This is a genomic window from Arthrobacter sp. GmRoot5-12, assembly GCF_059739365.1.
Map to the genome: position 1 here is coordinate 1,334,994 of NZ_AP046056.1, position 17,769 is coordinate 1,352,762.

Below are 17,769 nucleotides of genomic sequence, written 5' to 3' on the forward strand. Positions count from 1 at the left end.
CCCGGCACCTGAAGCCGGCTGGGCGGAAAACAAAAGAGCCGGTCTGGAACGTGATGGGGGACAGGTTCCAGACCGGCACTTCATAGGGGTAATCGCTGCGCACCCCCAAAGGGTTACGCGATTTCAAAAACTTTTCTTTGGCAGCCGTTCCGCGGCTGTCAGCGGGCAGCTGCCCTGGTCCACCGGGGCGGCGTCGCCTGCCTGCGCGATGCCTTGGCCAGCGCGAAAAAGTGCAGCCTGGCGGGCAGGCGCTCGTCGCTACAGACAGGTACGACGGCGGAGGGCAGCTCCGCGGGAACGGCGGCGGCTGCCGCTACGGGCACGGTTGCGGGACGGGATACGGCCCCGGCGGGACAGAGGTCGGTGACCAGGCCGGTGCCGGCGCACTCACGCACGGCAGCGATCCCTGCCGCCAGGGCCTGCTTGTCATGGTACGGCCCGGAGACAGCCACCACTGCGCCATCCGGGGCCAGGAGCCGGAACCGGAACAACGAATCAGCGTCAATGAATGCTTCAAATTTTCCGGCCATGACGATCCTTCCTTGGGCACCAGGGGGTACTACCGAGTCTTGCCGGTACGCGTGCAGCCTCACAAGACCGTGCGCGTTAAGCCTGTGTAAATTGCTTTTCCACCCGGGGCCGAACGTCCCGGGACGCACAAGCGGCAGGCCACCCGCAAAGGTGGCCTGCCGCCGTCGTCATGCTGCCCTGGGGGTGTCAATCGTTGATGAGGTCGTTCACCACGATGGTCTGGTCCCGGTCCGGGCCCACGCCGATGGCGGAGAACCGGGTTCCGGAGAGCTTCTCAAGGGCCAGCACGTAATTCCGGGCGTTCTCCGGCAGGTCCGCCAGGGTGCGTGCCCCGGTGATGTCCTCGGTCCAGCCGTCGAAGTACTCGAAGATGGGCTTGGCGTGGTGGAACTCGGTCTGCGTCATGGGCATTTCATCGTGCCGGACGCCGTCCACGTCGTAGGCCACGCACACGGGAATCTGTTCGATGCCGGTGAGCACGTCCAGCTTGGTGACGAAGTAGTCCGTGAAGCCGTTGACGCGGGAGGCATGCCGGGCCAGGACGGCGTCGTACCAGCCGCAGCGGCGCGGGCGTCCGGTGTTGACGCCGAATTCGCCGCCGGTCTTCTGCAGGTACATGCCCATCTCGTCGAAGAGTTCCGTGGGGAACGGGCCGGCGCCAACGCGGGTGGTGTAGGCCTTGATGATGCCGATGGAGCGCGAGATGCGGGTGGGCCCGATGCCGGAGCCAACCGACGCGCCGCCGGCGGTGGGGTTGGAGGAGGTCACGAACGGGTAGGTGCCGTGGTCCACGTCCAGGAACGTAGCCTGGCCGCCTTCCATCAGGACCACCTTGCCCTCGTCCAGCGCGGTGTTCAGGACCAGGGTGCTGTCGATGACCAGCGGACGGAGCCGCTCGGCGAAGGACAGGAAGTAGTCCACGATCTCGTCCACCACAACGCTGCGGCGGTTGTAGACCTTGACCAGGAGTTCGTTCTTCTGGCGCAGCGAGCCTTCCACCTTCTGGCGGAGGATGGATTCGTCAAAGACGTCCTGGACGCGGATGCCCAGCCGGGCCACCTTGTCCATGTAGGCGGGGCCGATGCCGCGGCCGGTGGTGCCGATGGCGCGGCTGCCCAGGAAGCGTTCGGTCACTTTGTCCAGGACCTGGTGGTACGGGGCCACCAGGTGGGCGTTGGCGGAAACCCGCAGCTTCGAGGTGTCCGCACCGCGGGCCTGGAGCCCATCGATTTCCTGGAAGAGGGCTTCGAGGTTCACCACGCAGCCGTTGCCGATGATGGGAACAGCGTTGGGGCTGAGAATGCCTGCCGGCAGCAGCTTGAGTTCGTACTTTTCACCGCCTACGACGACGGTGTGCCCGGCATTGTTGCCGCCATTGGGCTTGACGACGTAGTCAACACGGCCGCCCAAAAGGTCGGTGGCCTTGCCTTTTCCTTCGTCGCCCCACTGGGCTCCTACGATCACAATTGCTGGCATGGGATCCTCCCCCATTCGTTCGGGCTGCCCGGGTCCAGCCATCTGGTGGCGGGCCCATGCAGCGCCGTTCATGAGAATGCCCCGAACATACCGGCCTTCGCACAGCCGCAGCACGGCACGGCGAAGCAAGAGTTCCGGGGCTCTTACCACCCAAGTTTAGCCGATGGGGCACTTTGTCCACTGTTGTGGCCCGCCGCGGCCCTTTCGCAAATATGGGCCGCGGCGGGCGCCGGGCCTCCTACTCGTCCTCGGCCTCCCCCGAGGGCCGGGACGTCTGCTCGGCGAGCGTGTCCCAGAAGGAGGTGTCGGCGTCGGCAATGGATCCATCCGCGATGGCCGCGGCGGTGGAGGCCAGCGTGGTGACCGTCTGCTTGATCAGGTAACCATTGCTCCGCTGCCCCAGCGCGTAACCATCCAGGTAGTGGTCGGACATGCCGCGCATCTCGAAAAGCAGGGTGGCAATGCCGTATTCCACGGAGATGCCGTTGCGGCTGATGGTCTCGGCGCTGCCGCCCTGGTACCTGCCCAGGTGGCCCCAGCCGGTGGAGTCAACGTTGTTGAAGACAACGGCGCCGAGCCGCTTTGATTTCTCGACGACGGAGGGGTCGGCGTTCGGGGTGGTGGGGTACAGGATGGAGCCGGAAACCAGCTTGCCGTCGCGCTCGGCGCGGGTGCCCTGGTGGTGCAGGTCGATCATGTAGTCAATGCGGTACTTGCGCATCACGTTGTTGTGCAGCGCCTGGGTCTCCGGCTGGACCTTGGCCACATGGTCCCGGTTCAGGTCCACGCCCTCCGCGTTGTAGCGGGTGAGGTGGCGGTCCCCCTTGGCAAGGTAGTCGTCCAGGGAGAAGTTGACATCCCCCATGGCACCGTCCGCGTTGAGCATGGGCACGATGAGGATGTTCACGCCGTCCAGGATGCCTGCCGACTTGCCCGTGCCCAGGTGCTTGACGAACTCGAAGGCACCCTCGGTGGTGAGCTGTTCATTGCCGTGCTGCTGGGTCAAATACAGGATGGTGGGCTTGGCCGGGTCCGATGTGTACTTGACCAGGTGGATGTCGCGGCCTTTGACGGTCTGGCCGATGACCTCCAGCTCCATGGCGGGCTGGCGCGCATCCTGGTCCTTCAGGAACGAGACCATCTGGTCGTAGGTGGCCAGCTTCGACGTGGTGATCTGGCCGTTGCCGTCGTAGGAAGGCCCTTCGCCTACGGCGCCGGCCAGGGGCGCCGGACCTGCTGCGACGACAGCGAGCGACAGGGCGCCTGCGGCGGCGAGGGCCTTGAAAGAAGACAGGGATATTTTCACGTGCGGTACCTCTTTCGAGTGCATTGAGTGGGTCCAGCCGCCATGTCCCCCATCGCGGACTGTGACAAAATCCAAGCAATAATGCGAAATTCTGTCAATTAATTTGACAGTCGTATTTAATATCGGAAGCACTTCAAAACAATGCCAGTAACGATTGAAATGCCGAAAAAGTTCCCGCGCGGACAGCAAAATCACGAAGGCCGGTAATTTACCGGCCCAGCGGAAGAAGTGCCAAGCGAAAGACTCAGTGGTTCCGGATCATTAATCACGCCAATCCTTACAGCCGACACTTTGTATTCCCCTGCTTTGGCTGATACGTCAGCGGGTTTTACCCCGGCCCAGGGTTTGTCAGGTTGGACGTTTACGTGGACGGAGACGAGGGAGCTGATCGACGACAGCAGGTTGCCGACGGCTGTTCCCGCATCAACGACCAGCGCATCGATACCCGCCCCCACCTGCGGCACCAGGCCTGCTGTGAAGATCGTCGCTCGAAGGGCGTCCTGAATCACGCCATTGGCACCGTTGGTCAGAGTGCTGAGGATGATGTTCAGAAGGGTTCCGCCGATTCCGAGCCCCAGCAGCTTGGAGGTGACGAGGGGTGGAGGGGCCGTACCGGCCAGGAAGTCATTCAGCTTCAACGGGCCGGTAGCAACGACAATCTCGGCCACCGGCACGCCCAGGGTGCCCACCACAGTCACAACAGAGCGGGACTCGATTGTGGCCTCACGTATGGCCGCAGTCAAGGCATCCGCAACTCGAATCTCCCACTGGTTCAGGAGCTGGGTGACTTTGGCAGTGGCCTTCCCCGTCACGGTGCTGTCCAGGACCGTGTGGTTTGCCACTTGACGGTTAAGTCCCAGCGTCCCATCGGTGAGCGCTGCAATGTCTATCCGGACGGTACCGGCCGCGAGGTCGACAGCGACCGTATTCTCATTGTCGACCAGCGTCTCTTCCATGAGGGCGCGCACTGCGCCAAGGCTGGGAGCTGACAAAGTGGCCGTTGTGGAGGCCGAACTGTCCAGCAGTCCCAGAACAGGATCAAGCAAGGAGTTCAGGCCGCTGGAGATTGCGGTGGTCAAGGCACCGGGGGCAACCAAAGCCGTCAACTGGTTCGGCACATCGTCGAGCTGGGATTCTCCGCTCCTGCTGAGAGCCCCAATCGCAGGGACGCTGGTCCTTAGGTTGAGGCTGGCGATACCGTACTCCCGCGCAACGGCGGGAGTTGCAGCCAGCGTAGGCCAGCCGTTGATCAGGTCGCACGCTTGGACCGATGCGGAGGACGCCACGGCCCCGACGTCGAGGGTGACGCCGGCAAGCGACCCGGGCACGACGTTGCCCAGCGAGATCGTGGCAGCCTGCGGCGCAGTGTTGGCTCCGGTGGCCGTCCCGCCCACGTCCACAGCCCCGGACTGGTCAGTGACGAGCCCGGCGGCAGCGCGGGTTTGTCCGCTGTCCTGCGCCTGCGCCCACTGCGTATAGGTGCCCAGGCCACCAACCGGGAGCCCCAGCCCCAGGCCCGCCGTCACCGGATTAGCGCCAAGGGCCGTGACAGGCAGCTTGCTGATGAAGGCGTCCGGAACGCCTGTCACCGGAGTAGCCGTGAGAGGCAGCGGTGACACCGCACCGTCGACGTTGGTGACTGTGAGACCCTCAACTCCGGCTACGGAATTCAGGTCTGTGCCCAGCACGCTCCCCGTGAGCTGGGTGGCCGATGCCTCGCCGCTGAAGAGCGTGTTGGTGGCGCAGTCCCCCGGAGAGCCGACGCCTACGCTGCCGGCGGCCCATTCGTTGTCCACCCACGCCGCCGTGGTGACCGTAGTGGTTGCCGCCAGGCATACCGCAGCCGCCGCTGCTATCGCCAGGGAGGTGCGCGGGTTCCTGGCCGCGCGGTGGAGGAGGTTCCTGCGCGGAGATGTCATGATGTTCTCCCGGTCCGGGCCCTGGTTCGGCGGCCGGCAGCTACGGCCGCCGCGCCCAGCAGCAGGAGGCCGCAGCCCGCGAGCAGTCCCTGGAGCACCGCCGTCCCTGTGTTCGCCAGCGGTGCTGGCGGCCGCTGCCCCGGCGGGGTCACGGCGTCGTCAATGCCTGCAGCGGTGACCCCAATGCCCAAGGTCAGCGACGTGTCCGGTGGATCCTGCGAACCCGCGGGCCGGTAAAGGATGAAGCGGAGGTAAGGTGAGGGGCCGCCGCGCAGATCCCGCAAGGGAACCAGCACGTCCTGACGGTGTTCGGCCAGCGTCACCGGCGCTATGCGCGGCGTGGAACCGATGGGACAGCGCAAATCCCCGCCCAGGCCGCTGCTTCCCTGCCAGGCGACGTCGCATTCGTCCACGGAAACCAGGTAGGTCCCTGTGCCGGCAAGCCCACCGTCCGCAGTCACCTGCAGCGTCGACTCACCGCTGGGCTGGTCCACCGAAATGCCAATCTGCCAACTGAAGGACTCCCCTGCTTGAAGCGCAGGAAGGGCCAATGGATACATCGACGAAGAAAGGGACAGGAAGCCTGCCGCTCCTGTCTCCGGAACCGGAACCAATGGTTCGTCAGCCACCGCTGCGCCGGGCGCAGCGGTGGCCAGCAAAACTGCGATAACCCCCGCGGCTCTTGCGACGCGCCTGAAGCTGGCTCCCGCCATGTCATTTACGACCTTACTGTTGTGGTTTCGCCGGGGGTTCGTCGTCGACCTCCGCCTGGCCAGTTGCACCGTGTCTCGGCCAGTAGGCCCATGTCACCAGCACGGTCACAGCGAGCGTTGCTGCACCCAGGAACTCCGGCCCCCGTGAAGCCATGACCCAAGCTCCTAAGCCGGGAACGGTGATCAGCACCTTCTGCGCCGTGGCCACCTCGTAGGGCAACGGGTCATCCGAAGTGTTAGCGTCGCCGCGAAGCCTTAGCGACGCTGTGGCCCCCTCCACACTGGGCGGGTCAACTGCCACCACGCGGTGGGTCACCAGGGCGGTCGCCGCATCCCGGCGGACCGACACGACGTCGCCCGGGACGAGATCCTTGGCGGTGACCTGCACGGTCAGGGACAGCGCACCGACTGGATAGAGCGGCTCCATCGATCCCGTACGGAAAACGACGAAGGACGCTTTGAAGAAAAGGCCGAGGACCAGGGAGAGGATGCATGCCAGTCCCAGCAGGGCAACGACGGAAAGCAATACCTCCCTGAACCCCCGGGCCACGCTTCCCACACCCGGCGGGAGCCGGGTTCCGGACGGCACGGCCGCCGCCCGGAACCCGGACTCACGCCTGGCGGACATCCGAAGCACGGGTGGCGGCTACGACTGGCCTACGGTGCTGCTGAAGGTCCACAAGGGGGTGGTCCGCAATCCCTGAAGATCAACGCTTGCATTCGAAGGGAGCGTCATTGCGAAGCAAAGACTCACAGGTGTGCCCGCAGCTGCGTCCGTAGCTCCGGCCGGAAGGTTGATCGGAGTGTCCGAACGGGTGTTCAGGGTCGAGCCAACAGGAACAAGATCAGTTCCATTGGAGGAGAAGTTGGTGGCGTTGCAAAGGTCCTTGTCCACCTCCTTCTTCAGCTGGTACCGAAGAGCACCGTACAGCGCTGCAGAGTTGGTGGCTGAATCAGTTCCGTCGAGCCGGGCAGCCCCCGTCAGCGTGGCCACCAATGATTGGGACTTGTCGGAAGCCCGCAACTGCATCGGGGCGTAGACCGTCGACCCCGGCACGAGATCGTCAGCATTGACGCTGAATGTCAGGGCTCCACCGGGAGCAGTCGGCTCGTCAGCCCAAACCGCCTCGCTTGAAGTACCGGACCACGTGTTCTGCTGCATGTGGTAGACCTTGGTACCCGGGCCGCCGCCGTTCCCGCTCTGGCCGAAGACCCACTCGTTGTCCGTCCACGCAGCGAGAGTGAAGGCTGCGCCGATCCCCAAGACAAGGCCGCCGGCAAGAATAGCGCGGACTTTATTAGCCTTTTGCGAGCGCGGCTTAGCGCTGGTTGATTCAACCATGATTTCCCCCAAATTAGAATTAAACCCCGAACGGTAGGAACCGGGACACGGGTATGGGGGATTATCGGTATTTCCCCCAAAAGACCGATGTTTCTACATCATCATTACTTACTAATTAAAGTCAAGTCGGTGTATTAAATGTTATCAACTGTCGCTTTCTCCGGCGGAATCGTGCGGACGCGCTCCGACGGACGCTGCCGCGCCACATTATGAAACCGAGTTGCCCCGCCGCCACGCTGTCGCTTTAGGTGGGAGTGGACCATCCGGAGCGGCCGAGAGACCTGGCTCAATGACGCCGCAGCAACCACGTCCCGGCAGACTCCTGCCGGCCGAAGGTGCTACTGCCAGGACCGATGGAAAGGAAGATTCCAGCATGTCCCAGAACACCGACCATATCCGCGTGACCCACGCCGGTTCATTGCCCCGCACCCCTGAACTCATTGCGGCCAACGCCGCCAAGGAAGCCGACGGCATCACGCCGGAATTCCTGGAACTCCTCGAAGCCTCCGTAGTGGACGTGGTGCAGCGCCAGAAGGACCTTGGCATCGACATCCCCAACGACGGCGAGTACGCGCACACCATGTCCAGCTCGGTGGATTACGGGGCGTGGTGGAATTACTCCTTCGCCCGGCTCGGGGGCCTTGAGCCAACCACCGTGGACCGCTGGGCCGAGTCCGGCGTCCGCCGCTCGTCCCCCGGAAACGTTGTCCTGACCTCGTTCCCGGACCGGCGCGACCGGCAGGCCTTCAACGAGGCCTACAGCGATCCCGCATCCGGCATCCTCACCCACCGCAGGAGTGTTGCCCAGCCCAAGATCGCCGGACCGCTAACCTACACGGGCCAGGACCTGGTGGCCTCGGACATCCGGAACCTGAAGACCGGGCTCGCCGCCGCAGGCCTCACGGATGGCTTCGTGGCCTCCCTCTCCCCCGGCTCATGCGCGCGGGTAGCCAACGAGTACTACAAGAGCGACGAGGAACTCGTCTACGCCTGCGCTGATGCCATGCGGGAGGAATACAAGGCCATCATCGAGGCCGGCCTTACGGTGCAGCTCGATGATCCGTCCCTGGCCGAAAGCTGGGACCAGATCAATCCCGAGCCGTCCCTGGACGATTACTTGAAGTTCATCCAGCTGCGCGTCGAAGCGACCAACTGGGCGCTGCGCGGGCTGCCGCAGGAGCAGATCCGGCTGCACGTGTGCTGGGGATCCTGGCACGGCCCACACACCACGGACATCCCGTTCGCCGACATCATCGGCTCTGTGCTTCAGGTCAACGCCGGCGCCTATTCCTTTGAAGCGGCAAACGTCCGCCACGAACACGAATGGCGGGTGTGGGAGGACACAAAGCTCCCCGAGGGCAAGGTGATCATCCCGGGCGTTGTTTCGCATGCCACCAATGTGGTGGAGCACCCGGACCTGGTGGCGGACCGGATCGTCCGCTTTGCGGACCTCGTGGGCCGCGGGAACGTCATTGCCTCCACCGACTGTGGCCTGGGCGGCAGGGTGCACCCGCAGATCGCCTTCGCCAAGCTGGAGGCACTGGGTGAGGGTGCCCGCCGCGCCTCGAAGCGCCTCTTCTAGCCGCTCCCGCACCGACGCGCCGGCTGTGCCTTCCATCACCGGAAGGGGCGGCCGGCGTTTCGCTTGCCTGGGCTTGCTAAACTGGAGTAGGCCGACCAGGAGTTGGTCCACCCCAATCAACCGCCACTGATGTGCCGTGCCGCCGTGCGCCCATGTCCGTGGCGGCAGCAACGCCAATCCCCGCAGGAGATCCAGCACTTCATGACAGCCCTGGCACCCGAAACATTCCACGAACAGCTCATGAGCCGCCGCTACGAACCCAGCGTTGCCGCCGTCAACGAACTGTGTGATTCCCTGCAGGAGGCCAAGCCCGGAACCGTGGTGCCCTACGTGGACCCCATGCACGACGTGGAGGAATGCCGCATTATCAGCCTGTTCTCCAACATCGGCGAGGTGGATCCGTCCGGGTTCATCACCCCCGGCGACCAGGACGCTGTTACCCGCATGCTGGGGATCCAGTGGAAGCTTGGCCTGCGCCCGGAGTTCGTCATGCCGTGGAACGTCCACCCCTGGCACGTCCCGGGCGAACCCAACGGCAAGTTCACTCCGGACCAGATCCAGTCAGGCCTGAAGCCCCTGCTGAAGTTCCTGGCCCTGGTCCCCCGCGCCTCGGTGATCGTGGCGCATGGCACCGAAGCCAACCGCCTGGCCAACCTGCTGTTGAAGACCGAGGTGCCCCTCCTCTGGCGCCGCGGCCTGAAGACCTACAAGGTCCGCTCGCTGAGCGGCCGCGCCTTCGCCGGTTCCCCGGCCCGCCAGGAGGAGTACCTGGAGGACATGCGCACTGCCTATGCAGACGCCATGGCCCGCACGGGTATTGCCAAACCTTAAGACCTGCGCCGCTCAGCCTGTGGCATCGGACTCGGTAAACGAAATTCCCGGGGCCGATTCGTCTTCGGCTTCAACCCAGGTGGTGAAGTCGGCGTACGACATCCACGAGTAGTAGTCACAGAACCTGAGACGCGCTTTCTCCTGCTTTCCCACGCTTCGCGCAGCTCCTCCTTTCCGCCCCTGGCCCTTCGATTCTTTTAACCGAAACGAGGGACGGCGCATTCCAGGCCGGATACGACGGCGGGCGGTCACCTTCTCATTGAAAGGTGACCGCCCGCCGTCGTTCGCAGCCCGAACCCCTCCCTGGCAATCTGCACCAGGAAACAGTGCGGGCGTGGGCCCAGGGAGTTATTCGCCCTCGATGGCTGCCTTTGCCGTGGGGTCGGAATCGTTCAGGAACTTCTCGATCCGCTCCGGCTCTTCAGCCTCGCCGATGGCCGACGAGGCCCGGCCCAGGGAGTAGAGGGCCCGCAGGAACCCGCGGTTCGGCTCATGCTCCCAGGGGATGGGCCCCACGCCGCGCCAGCCGTTGCGGCGCAGCGCATCCAGTCCACGGTGGTAACCCACCCGGGCATAGGCGTAGGAGTCGATGGTGCGGCCTTCCGTCCACGCCTCCTCAGCCAGGACGGCCCACAGGAGCGAGGACGTTGGGTGCTTCGCCACCAGGTCCAGGGCCTCCTGGCCGGCCTCAAGCTGCGCGTTCACCTCGGTTTCGGCAGGCAGGAGAGTGGGCTCCGGCCCCATCAGGTTCCGGCGGAACTCGTCCGACATCTAGAAGGTCTTTCCGGCCGAACCGAGCTGCTTGGTGGCTTCCACCACGCGGGCCGCCAGGCCGGCTTCGGCGGAGGCGCCCCAGACGCGGGGGTCGTAGGTCTTCTTGTTGCCCACTTCGCCGTCCACCTTCAGGACGCCGTCGTAGTTCTTGAACATGTGGTCAGCCACCGGACGCGTGTAGGCGTACTGGGTGTCGGTGTCGATGTTCATCTTGATCACGCCGTAGGAGACGGCGTCGGCGATTTCCTGGTCGGAGGAGCCGGAGCCGCCGTGGAACACGAGGTCGAACGGGTTGTCCTTGCCGATTTTGGCACCCACCTGGGCCTGGATGTCCTTGAGGATCTCCGGGCGGAGCTTGACGCCGCCGGGCTTGTAGACGCCGTGGACGTTGCCGAAGGTCAGGGCCGTGATGTAGCGGCCGTTTTCACCGGAGCCAAGGGCATCGATGGTGGCCAGGGCGTCCTCAACGGTGGTGTACAGCTTGTCGTTGATGGCGTTTTCCACGCCGTCCTCCTCGCCGCCAACGGTGCCAATCTCCACTTCGAGGATCATCTTGGCGGCAGCAGTGCGGCCGAGCAGTTCGCGGGCGATGCGCAGGTTTTCCTGGAGGGTCTCGGCGGAGCCGTCCCACATGTGGGAGTTGAACAGCGGGTTCCGGCCGGCCTTGACCTCAGCCTCCGAAGCAGCCAGCAGGGGCAGGACGAAACCGTCCAGCTTGTCCTTGGGGCAGTGGTCAGTGTGCAGGGCGACGTTGACGCCGTAGTTCTTGGCTACCTCGCGGGCGAAGGCTGCGAAGCCCAGGGAACCGGCAACCATGTCCTTGGTGGATGCGCCGGACCAGTAGGCCGCACCGCCGGTGGAAACCTGGACGATGCCGTCGGACTCCGCCTCGGCGAAGCCGCGGAGCGCTGCGTTGAGCGTCTGCGAGGACGTGACGTTCACGGCCGGGTATGCGAAGCCGCCCGCCTTCGCGCGGTCGATCATTTCGGAGTAGATCTCTGGGGTTGCAATGGGCATGCTGGCTCCTCTGCTGAGTTTCGTCTGTGGGTGGAAGACCCTCAAGTAGACCGCTTACGGCTAGGCACCATCCTAGCCATTCCCGGACCACGAGGGTGTTTCGGGTCACCGCTCAGTAACACTCAGACGTGCTGGTTGAACACGTGCCGCCGGATCCAGGCGTGCATGGCGATGGCGGCTGCCGAGGCGGCGTTGATGGACCGGGTGGAGCCGAACTGCTCGATGGACAGGGTGGCGGCGGCGGCCTGGTGGACTTCGGGGGTCAGGCCCGGGCCCTCCTGTCCGAAGACCAGCACGCAGTCGCGCGGCAGCTCGTAAGTCTCCAGGGGAACCGAGTCCGGGAAGATATCGATGCCGATGATCGCCAGCCCCTCCCCCTGCGCCCACTGGACGAAGTCCTCGACCGTGGGGTGGTGGCGGACGTGCTGGTAGCGGTCGGTGACCATGGCGCCGCGGCGGTTCCATCGCCGCCGGCCGATGATGTGCACCTCTTTGGCGAGGAAGGCGTTGGCGGTGCGCACCACCGTGCCGATGTTCAGGTCGTGCTGCCAGTTCTCGATGGCCACGTGGAAGTTGTGCCGCCGGGAATCGAGCTCCGCCACGATCGCTTCGTGCTTCCAGTAGCGGTACTTGTCCAGGACGTTGCGGCGGTCCCCGTCGGCAAGGAGGTCAGGGTCCCAGTGGTCGCCTTCGGGCAGTTCGCCTTCCCAGGGCCCGACGCCGACCTCCGCCTTTGCGGGCTCGGCCTCCCCGGGCTCGTGGCGGGGTTCGTCTGGCAGGCCGGGCGTTTGGTTCACCCCTCAACACTAGACTGGAGCACTGGAGCATTCATCACCGGTGGAGGTAAACGTGGCAGAAGAAGACCAGGTAGCAGCAAACCCCGCGGTTTACCGCAGCGGCCAGGAGATCGAGTGCTGGCTGACGGACATGGACGGCGTCCTGGTCCACGAGAACCAGCCGATCCCCGGCGCCGCGGAACTGATCCAGCGGTGGGTGGATACGTCCAAGCGCTTCCTGGTGCTGACCAACAACTCCATCTTCACCCCGCGCGACCTTGCCGCCCGCCTGCGTTCCTCCGGCCTGGAAATTCCGGAGGAAAACATCTGGACTTCGGCGCTGGCCACGGCGCAGTTCCTCAAGGACCAGGTGCGGGGCTCAGAGTCCGGCAACCGCGCCTACACGATCGGTGAGGCGGGGCTCACGACGGCGCTGCATGAGGCCGGCTTCATCCTCACCGACCAGAACCCGGACTTTGTGGTGCTTGGCGAGACGCGCACGTACTCTTTCGAAGCCATCACCATGGCCATCCGGCTGATCCTTGCAGGTGCCCGGTTCATCGCCACCAACCCGGATGCCACCGGCCCCTCCAAGGACGGCCCCATGCCCGCCACCGGTGCCATCGCGGCCCTGATCACCAAGGCCACCGGCCGCGAGCCGTACATTGTGGGCAAGCCGAATCCCATGATGTTCCGCTCCGCGATGAACCAGATCGATGCACACTCCGAGACCACCGCCATGATCGGTGACCGGATGGATACGGACATCATCGCCGGCATGGAAGCGGGCCTGCACACCGTCCTGGTCCTCAGCGGCATCACGCACAAGGATGACATTGCCGCGTATCCGTTCCGCCCCAACCAGGTGCTGAACTCCGTGGCGGACCTGAAGAACCAGATCTAGGACTAGAAGATGCTCACCCGGGAGCCGCCCCGGGGCAGCGGGAAGAACCCGTCCAGCAGTTCCGTCACCAGGGGCCGGTAGACCTGCGGATTCCAGCCGGGGCTGGCGTGGGCGGGTGCCGCGCCGGTGGTCTGCAGGTTGCTTGAGACCATGTTGTCCTTGAAGACCACGGCCCAGGTTTCCGCCGCGGTTTCGTAGTCGACCGTCCTGTCCTTGGGGTTCCCGATATAGGCCATCTTGGCCGTGCCCAGCTTCCCGGCGAACTGGCTTCCCTCGAAGTGGTAGATATACGCGGACTCGGTCTGGATCAGGACGCTGGAAGGTGCGATCGGGGACAGCTGCTCCAGGGTCTGGTCCAGGACCTGCCGCCAGCTCCGTTCGTCCTTGTGGATGATCCGTTCACCCAGCTCATACCCACCGCGCAGCGTGGACGGGAACCTGACGCCGCGCTCGTAAAGGAACACCACGCCGTCGAACCAGCTTTGGTCCAGCACGTCGTGCGCACTGTAGGGACTGGAGTCCAGGAGGATGAACTGCACCTGGACTCCCTGCAGGGCAAGGAGTCGGGCAGCCACCTGGGTGGCCAGCATCCCGCCGAAGCTGTGCCCGTAGAAGAAGAGCTTGGTGATCTTCTCTTCGGCAATGTAGTCGGTGATCGCGTTGACCACCTCCGTGATGTTCAGCCCCAGGTTGGAATATCCGACGGCGGCGAGCCGGGCGCGCTTGTTCAGCGCCCCGCGCAGGGTGTTGAGGATCCACTGTGCCTCTTCCCAGCTGGTCTTGTACCCCGGGAACAGGAACCAGCTGGCATCCGGGTAATAGGCGTCCGCGAAGTCGTCCGCAACGCTGAGGATCCTGGTGGTCCGGCGCTGCGACTGGACCTCGCGGGTCACCAGCATGTCGGCAGCCAGCAGCCCGGACGCCCCTGCACCCGCCAGGAACGTGCGCCGCGAAAAGCGTTTCAGCGCAGCCGCCTCCGCCAGCAGCCGGGCGTGGGAAACCCCGCGCCCGCCCTGCGGACTTACCTCCCCCTCATACGGCACACTCCTACCGTAAACCCACCCAAACGTACCGCCGCAACGGGCGGGGGTAACCGTTCGGTGACGCTGGGGTCAGCAGGCGGCCTGGCCCTCCGCGGCGGGGATTGGGGACGTGGGTTCCTGCCGGCGGCGATGGATCTCCAGGCCGATGTCGTTGTAGCGGCCCAGCAGGTCGGCACTGTCCTGGGTGTTTGGATTGTCGAGCAGCGCGAAGAGCGCGTCACTGGCCGCAAGGAGCTCCTCGTTGGAGTATTCCGTAAGGGGCGGCCCGTACAACTCCTCGATCCACATGACAGGAAGGTGTGGATACTCCCCGGCGAAGCGGCCTCCGGGGAACAGCTCACGGACGTCGCCGTCCAGGGGAAGTGGCTGCTCGCCGGATGGCCGGTTCAAGGAAGCATTGTGGGCAGCGGGTACCAGCTGCAGGGAAACGCCTGCACCACAGGCTCCCGGCAGCGCGTTGGCATCCAGCGCATTCAGGTCGCTGCGCAGGCCGGCCAGCGCGGTTGACTCCACCAGGTCCGCCATTGAGAGGTCAACGCAAATATGGCAGCGGATGCCCATTCGCCGGACACGGCGGATGATGTGGACCAGGTGGGGGCGGGAACCGCTGTCAAGGCTCCCCCGGACTTCAATCCGGACGATGTCTGCAGGGACATCAAAATTAACAACTGCGTCTAATGCTCGGTCCATAGGTACTCCAAAAGAGGTCTATGGCCGACGGCTCAACCTCCGCAAGCCTAACCTCCGCGGGAGCCCCTGCACAACCCAACCCTTAGGAACGGGCCGCGCGGATTACCTTTCCCGGCTCCTCATAGTGCGTCCGGGCACCGGCTCCGCCCACTGAGTCCACCAGGGACTTGGCGATGTCCCGCAGCTTGGTGTTGCTGTTGCTGGATGCCTCGGTGAGGATTTCGACGGCAGCCGCCTGGCTGCAGCGGTTCTGGGCCATGACAATGCCCACGGCGATGTCGATGATGGTGCGGGACTCCAGCGTGGCCCGGAGGTTCGACGCGCTGTCCGCATGCAGGGAGAACCGGACGGCAAGGCGCAGGGCCTGCGAAATTTCACGGGTGAAGTCCCGGGCCCTTGCCGTGGCCCGTCCTTCGAACTTCCGGGGAACATCGGAATAGAGGTTCAGGGCCGCCTTGGCCTCGCCCTGCAGGGTGAACGGGAGGGAAAGCACCGAACGCAGGCCATGGGCGGCAACGGCCGTTGCGTAATCGGGACCCCACCGGTTCTCCTCCAGCAGATCGGGAACGTGGACTTCGCGTTCCTCCTCCGCAGCAGTCAGGCAGGGGCCCTGAGACAAGGAGTACTGGATTTCGTCCACTTCCCGCGCCGAATCGCTGCTCCACCCGATGGTGGCCGCCTTGCGGTCACGGAGCAGGGTGATGCCACACAGGGCGTCGTCACCGTCGCCTGCCATCTGGTGGGCGGAGAAACGGGCCAGTTCGTTGAGGAAGTCCTCAAAATCAGCGCTTTCCAGGATGAGGTTCTGGACCTGGTCGGTTGCGCTCAAAGGCTGTTCTGGGGGGAGCAAATGCATGATCTCCAAGCAACTGAAAAGTGATAAAGGACATCATAAAGCAGCGCCAACAGCCCGGCCAACGGCCAGCATACTTGTTCCCAGGCGATTTCCCGGGTCCGCAGCAGGACCTAGGACAGCCCCAGCTCGTCCTTGCTGAACGCAAACAGGTATGGAACGCCGGTCTCGGCTTCGATTTTTTCCTTGGCACCGGTGTCACGGTCCACGATCACTGCCACCGCAACCACGTTGCCGCCGGCCTTCCGGACGCCTTCCACTGCCGTCAGCGCGGAACCGCCCGTGGTGGAGGTGTCCTCCAGGACCAGCACCTTGCGGCCTTCAACGGAGGGGCCCTCCACCTGGCGACCCATGCCGTAGGACTTCTGGGCCTTGCGGACCACGAAAGCATCCACGGCACGGCCGGCATCAGCGGCAGCGTGCATCACTGCAGTGCCCACCGGGTCAGCACCCATGGTGAGGCCGCCGGCGCACTCAAAGTCGATCCCGGCGTCGTCCGCCAGGGCGAGCATGACCTGGCCCACCAGCTTGGAGGCCTCGTGGTGCAGGGTGATGCGGCGGAGGTCGATGTAGTAGTCAGCCTCGGCCCCACTCGAGAGGATCACCTTGCCGCGGACCACGGCGAGTTCCTTGATGAGTTCGAGCAGGCGGGCGCGGGCAGCTGCGGTGTCTACCGCAGTGTCAGAGGGCGAAGTCATGGGCTCAAGTTTAGTGGGTGGGCGGACGGTGAGTGGGCGGGCAAAGCCTGGCGCGTGCTCGGGGCGGGGCCCGAAGGCGATGACGCGCGGCAGGACACGCCTGACCACGGGGTTGTGGCGCAGGATGAAGAAGACCATCCGCGTGATGGAGAGCGTAGTCCGGGCACCATCGCCGGCCAGGGTCGCCCCGGACAATCTCCCGGCGAAGAGCGGAACAAAAACCACCCTGTGCATGATGCGCTGCACGGTTTGGACCACCACTGTAGGCATGCGCCGGCGGCGCTGGATTGCCGCGAGGGTCCTGGCCCGCACGTGGCCCCGCCGCAGGTCCGGGGCCAACCGTTCGGCGGCCGCCACTGCATCCTGGATGGCCAGGTTGATGCCTACGCCGCCGGCCGGTGACATCGCGTGGGCTGCATCCCCGATGCACAGGAATCCGTCGGTGTACCAGCGCTGCAGGCGGTTCAGCTTAACGTCCAGCCAGTGAAGGTCGTCCAGGCTGCGAATGGAGTCGACGCGGTCGGCGAGATCCGGACGAAGTGCCGCCACGCGCTGCCGGAACCGTTCCACGCCGCCGGCCCTGATCCCGGCATCCGAGCCCTTGGGGGCGAGGTACCCCAGCTGGTAGTAGTCGGTGCGGTTCAGGGCAATCATGGCGTCCCCGTCACCCAACGACGGCACCACACCCGCCACTTCGCCCTGCTCGGAAGCGTGGCGCGGGAGCCTGAACCACCAGGTGTCGAACGGCACCGGGTACTCCCTGGTGCGCATTCCCGCCGCCTCCCGCAGCACTGAATGGCGCCCGTCCGCGGCCACCACCACATCTGCATGCAGCACGTGTTCCGCCCCCGGCCCGGCCCCGCCCGTGGCCCTGTAGCGCACTCCGGTGACGCGGCCGCCGTTGAACTCCAGGCCGGTGGCCTCGCTCTCCATAAGCAGGCTGAACGTCGGTTCCGCAGCGGCCGCCGAGGCGAGGAAATCCAGGAAGTCCCACTGCGGCATCATGGCCACGTAGTTGTACGGGGGCTTCAAAGAGTCGAAGGCCGCCAGGGTGACCAGGCCGGCGCCGGGGACCGGAACAGCCACGTTGTTCAGCCTGCTTTGGGGCAGGCTGCGGAATCCCGCGCCCAGGCCAAGTTCGTCGATCAGGCGGATGGTGGAGGCATGCACCGTGTCGCCGCGGAAGTCGCGCAGGAAGTCGCGGTGCTTCTCCAGGACGGTCACCTGCACTCCGGCCCGGGCCAGCAGCAGTCCCAGCATCATTCCCGCGGGGCCTCCGCCCACCACGGCACACCCTGTCCGCTCCATGCAGTT

18 protein-coding genes, 1 pseudogene and 1 riboswitch are annotated in these 17,769 nt (G+C 65.0%); of the genes and pseudogenes, 3 read left to right on the plus strand and 16 right to left on the minus strand.

What is annotated here, in order from left to right:
- Positions 1 to 158: 158 nt before the first annotated feature.
- The 7 genes from AC6JAM_RS05955 to AC6JAM_RS05985 form a co-directional block, all read right to left on the minus strand.
- Positions 159 to 530, minus strand: coding sequence for a YegP family protein (locus tag AC6JAM_RS05955; RefSeq protein ID WP_497934270.1), 372 nt, complete (start codon positions 528 to 530; stop codon positions 159 to 161).
- Between the two features lie 187 nt (positions 531 to 717).
- Complete coding sequence (locus AC6JAM_RS05960; protein WP_026266160.1) at positions 718 to 2,007, minus strand: adenylosuccinate synthase; 1,290 nt, start codon at positions 2,005 to 2,007, stop codon at positions 718 to 720.
- Positions 2,008 to 2,245: 238 nt separating this feature from the next.
- Complete coding sequence (locus AC6JAM_RS05965) at positions 2,246 to 3,337, minus strand: M14 family zinc carboxypeptidase (protein ID WP_497934272.1); 1,092 nt, start codon at positions 3,335 to 3,337, stop codon at positions 2,246 to 2,248.
- A 167-nt stretch (positions 3,338 to 3,504) separates the two neighbouring features.
- Complete coding sequence (locus tag AC6JAM_RS05970) at positions 3,505 to 5,232, minus strand: choice-of-anchor G family protein (protein WP_134165177.1); 1,728 nt, start codon at positions 5,230 to 5,232, stop codon at positions 3,505 to 3,507.
- Positions 5,229 to 5,945 (minus strand): hypothetical protein, encoded by a 717-nt coding sequence (locus AC6JAM_RS05975; RefSeq protein ID WP_497934273.1) that lies wholly within the window; start codon positions 5,943 to 5,945, stop codon positions 5,229 to 5,231. The genes AC6JAM_RS05970 and AC6JAM_RS05975 overlap by 4 nt, the downstream gene beginning before the upstream one ends.
- Positions 5,946 to 5,958: 13 nt before the next feature.
- A complete protein-coding gene (locus AC6JAM_RS05980) occupies positions 5,959 to 6,573 on the minus strand; it encodes a S24/S26 family peptidase (protein ID WP_488315133.1) in 615 nt (204 codons plus the stop codon).
- Between the two features lie 18 nt (positions 6,574 to 6,591).
- Positions 6,592 to 7,287 carry a SipW-dependent-type signal peptide-containing protein gene (locus AC6JAM_RS05985; RefSeq protein ID WP_134165179.1) on the minus strand — a complete coding sequence of 232 codons (696 nt, stop codon included), beginning with the start codon at positions 7,285 to 7,287 and terminating at the stop codon, positions 6,592 to 6,594.
- 256 nt (positions 7,288 to 7,543) lie between these two features.
- Positions 7,544 to 7,647, plus strand: a riboswitch (SAM riboswitch).
- A 13-nt stretch (positions 7,648 to 7,660) separates the two neighbouring features.
- Between AC6JAM_RS05985 and AC6JAM_RS05990 the strand changes: the two genes are divergently transcribed.
- Both AC6JAM_RS05990 and AC6JAM_RS05995 read left to right on the plus strand, forming a co-directional pair.
- On the plus strand, positions 7,661 to 8,869 hold the full coding sequence (locus AC6JAM_RS05990; protein WP_497934274.1) for a cobalamin-independent methionine synthase II family protein: 1,209 nt from the start codon (positions 7,661 to 7,663) through the stop codon (positions 8,867 to 8,869).
- A 201-nt stretch (positions 8,870 to 9,070) separates the two neighbouring features.
- The gene (locus tag AC6JAM_RS05995; protein ID WP_134165181.1) at positions 9,071 to 9,700 is read left to right on the plus strand and encodes a uracil-DNA glycosylase family protein; all 630 of its coding nucleotides are present in this window, start codon (positions 9,071 to 9,073) and stop codon (positions 9,698 to 9,700) included.
- 12 nt (positions 9,701 to 9,712) lie between these two features.
- On the opposite strand, the gene AC6JAM_RS06000 is transcribed toward AC6JAM_RS05995, so the two are convergent.
- The 4 genes from AC6JAM_RS06000 to AC6JAM_RS06015 form a co-directional block, all read right to left on the minus strand.
- Positions 9,713 to 9,853, minus strand: a complete 141-nt coding sequence (locus AC6JAM_RS06000; protein ID WP_166673119.1) for a hypothetical protein — start codon at positions 9,851 to 9,853, stop codon at positions 9,713 to 9,715.
- 195 nt (positions 9,854 to 10,048) lie between these two features.
- Positions 10,049 to 10,471 (minus strand): DUF3151 domain-containing protein, encoded by a 423-nt coding sequence (locus AC6JAM_RS06005; protein WP_018772228.1) that lies wholly within the window; start codon positions 10,469 to 10,471, stop codon positions 10,049 to 10,051.
- Positions 10,472 to 11,491: a class II fructose-bisphosphate aldolase gene (gene fbaA / locus AC6JAM_RS06010; protein WP_018772229.1), complete on the minus strand. Its 1,020-nt coding sequence runs from the start codon at positions 11,489 to 11,491 to the stop codon at positions 10,472 to 10,474.
- Between the two features lie 122 nt (positions 11,492 to 11,613).
- On the minus strand, positions 11,614 to 12,288 hold the full coding sequence (locus tag AC6JAM_RS06015) for a TrmH family RNA methyltransferase (RefSeq protein WP_018772230.1): 675 nt from the start codon (positions 12,286 to 12,288) through the stop codon (positions 11,614 to 11,616).
- Between the two features lie 40 nt (positions 12,289 to 12,328).
- Here AC6JAM_RS06015 and AC6JAM_RS06020 point away from each other — a divergent pair, with 40 nt between their 5' ends.
- Complete coding sequence (locus tag AC6JAM_RS06020; protein WP_018772231.1) at positions 12,329 to 13,171, plus strand: HAD-IIA family hydrolase; 843 nt, start codon at positions 12,329 to 12,331, stop codon at positions 13,169 to 13,171.
- A gap of 2 nt (positions 13,172 to 13,173) precedes the next feature.
- Here AC6JAM_RS06020 and AC6JAM_RS06025 read toward each other — a convergent pair whose 3' ends face one another.
- The 5 genes and pseudogenes from AC6JAM_RS06025 to AC6JAM_RS06045 form a co-directional block, all read right to left on the minus strand.
- A complete protein-coding gene (locus AC6JAM_RS06025; protein WP_018772232.1) occupies positions 13,174 to 14,214 on the minus strand; it encodes a thioesterase domain-containing protein in 1,041 nt (346 codons plus the stop codon).
- 69 nt (positions 14,215 to 14,283) lie between these two features.
- Positions 14,284 to 14,904 carry a hypothetical protein gene (locus AC6JAM_RS06030; protein ID WP_026266219.1) on the minus strand — a complete coding sequence of 207 codons (621 nt, stop codon included), beginning with the start codon at positions 14,902 to 14,904 and terminating at the stop codon, positions 14,284 to 14,286.
- A gap of 82 nt (positions 14,905 to 14,986) precedes the next feature.
- Entirely contained in the window at positions 14,987 to 15,760 is a 774-nt protein-coding gene (locus tag AC6JAM_RS06035; RefSeq protein WP_056392235.1) for a GAF and ANTAR domain-containing protein, read from the minus strand.
- Between the two features lie 110 nt (positions 15,761 to 15,870).
- Positions 15,871 to 16,455 (minus strand): orotate phosphoribosyltransferase, encoded by a 585-nt coding sequence (pyrE, locus tag AC6JAM_RS06040; protein ID WP_196804802.1) that lies wholly within the window; start codon positions 16,453 to 16,455, stop codon positions 15,871 to 15,873.
- 48 nt (positions 16,456 to 16,503) lie between these two features.
- Positions 16,504 to 17,763, minus strand: a pseudogene (locus AC6JAM_RS06045) (FAD-dependent oxidoreductase); the annotation flags it as partial.
- Positions 17,764 to 17,769 lie beyond the last annotated feature (6 nt).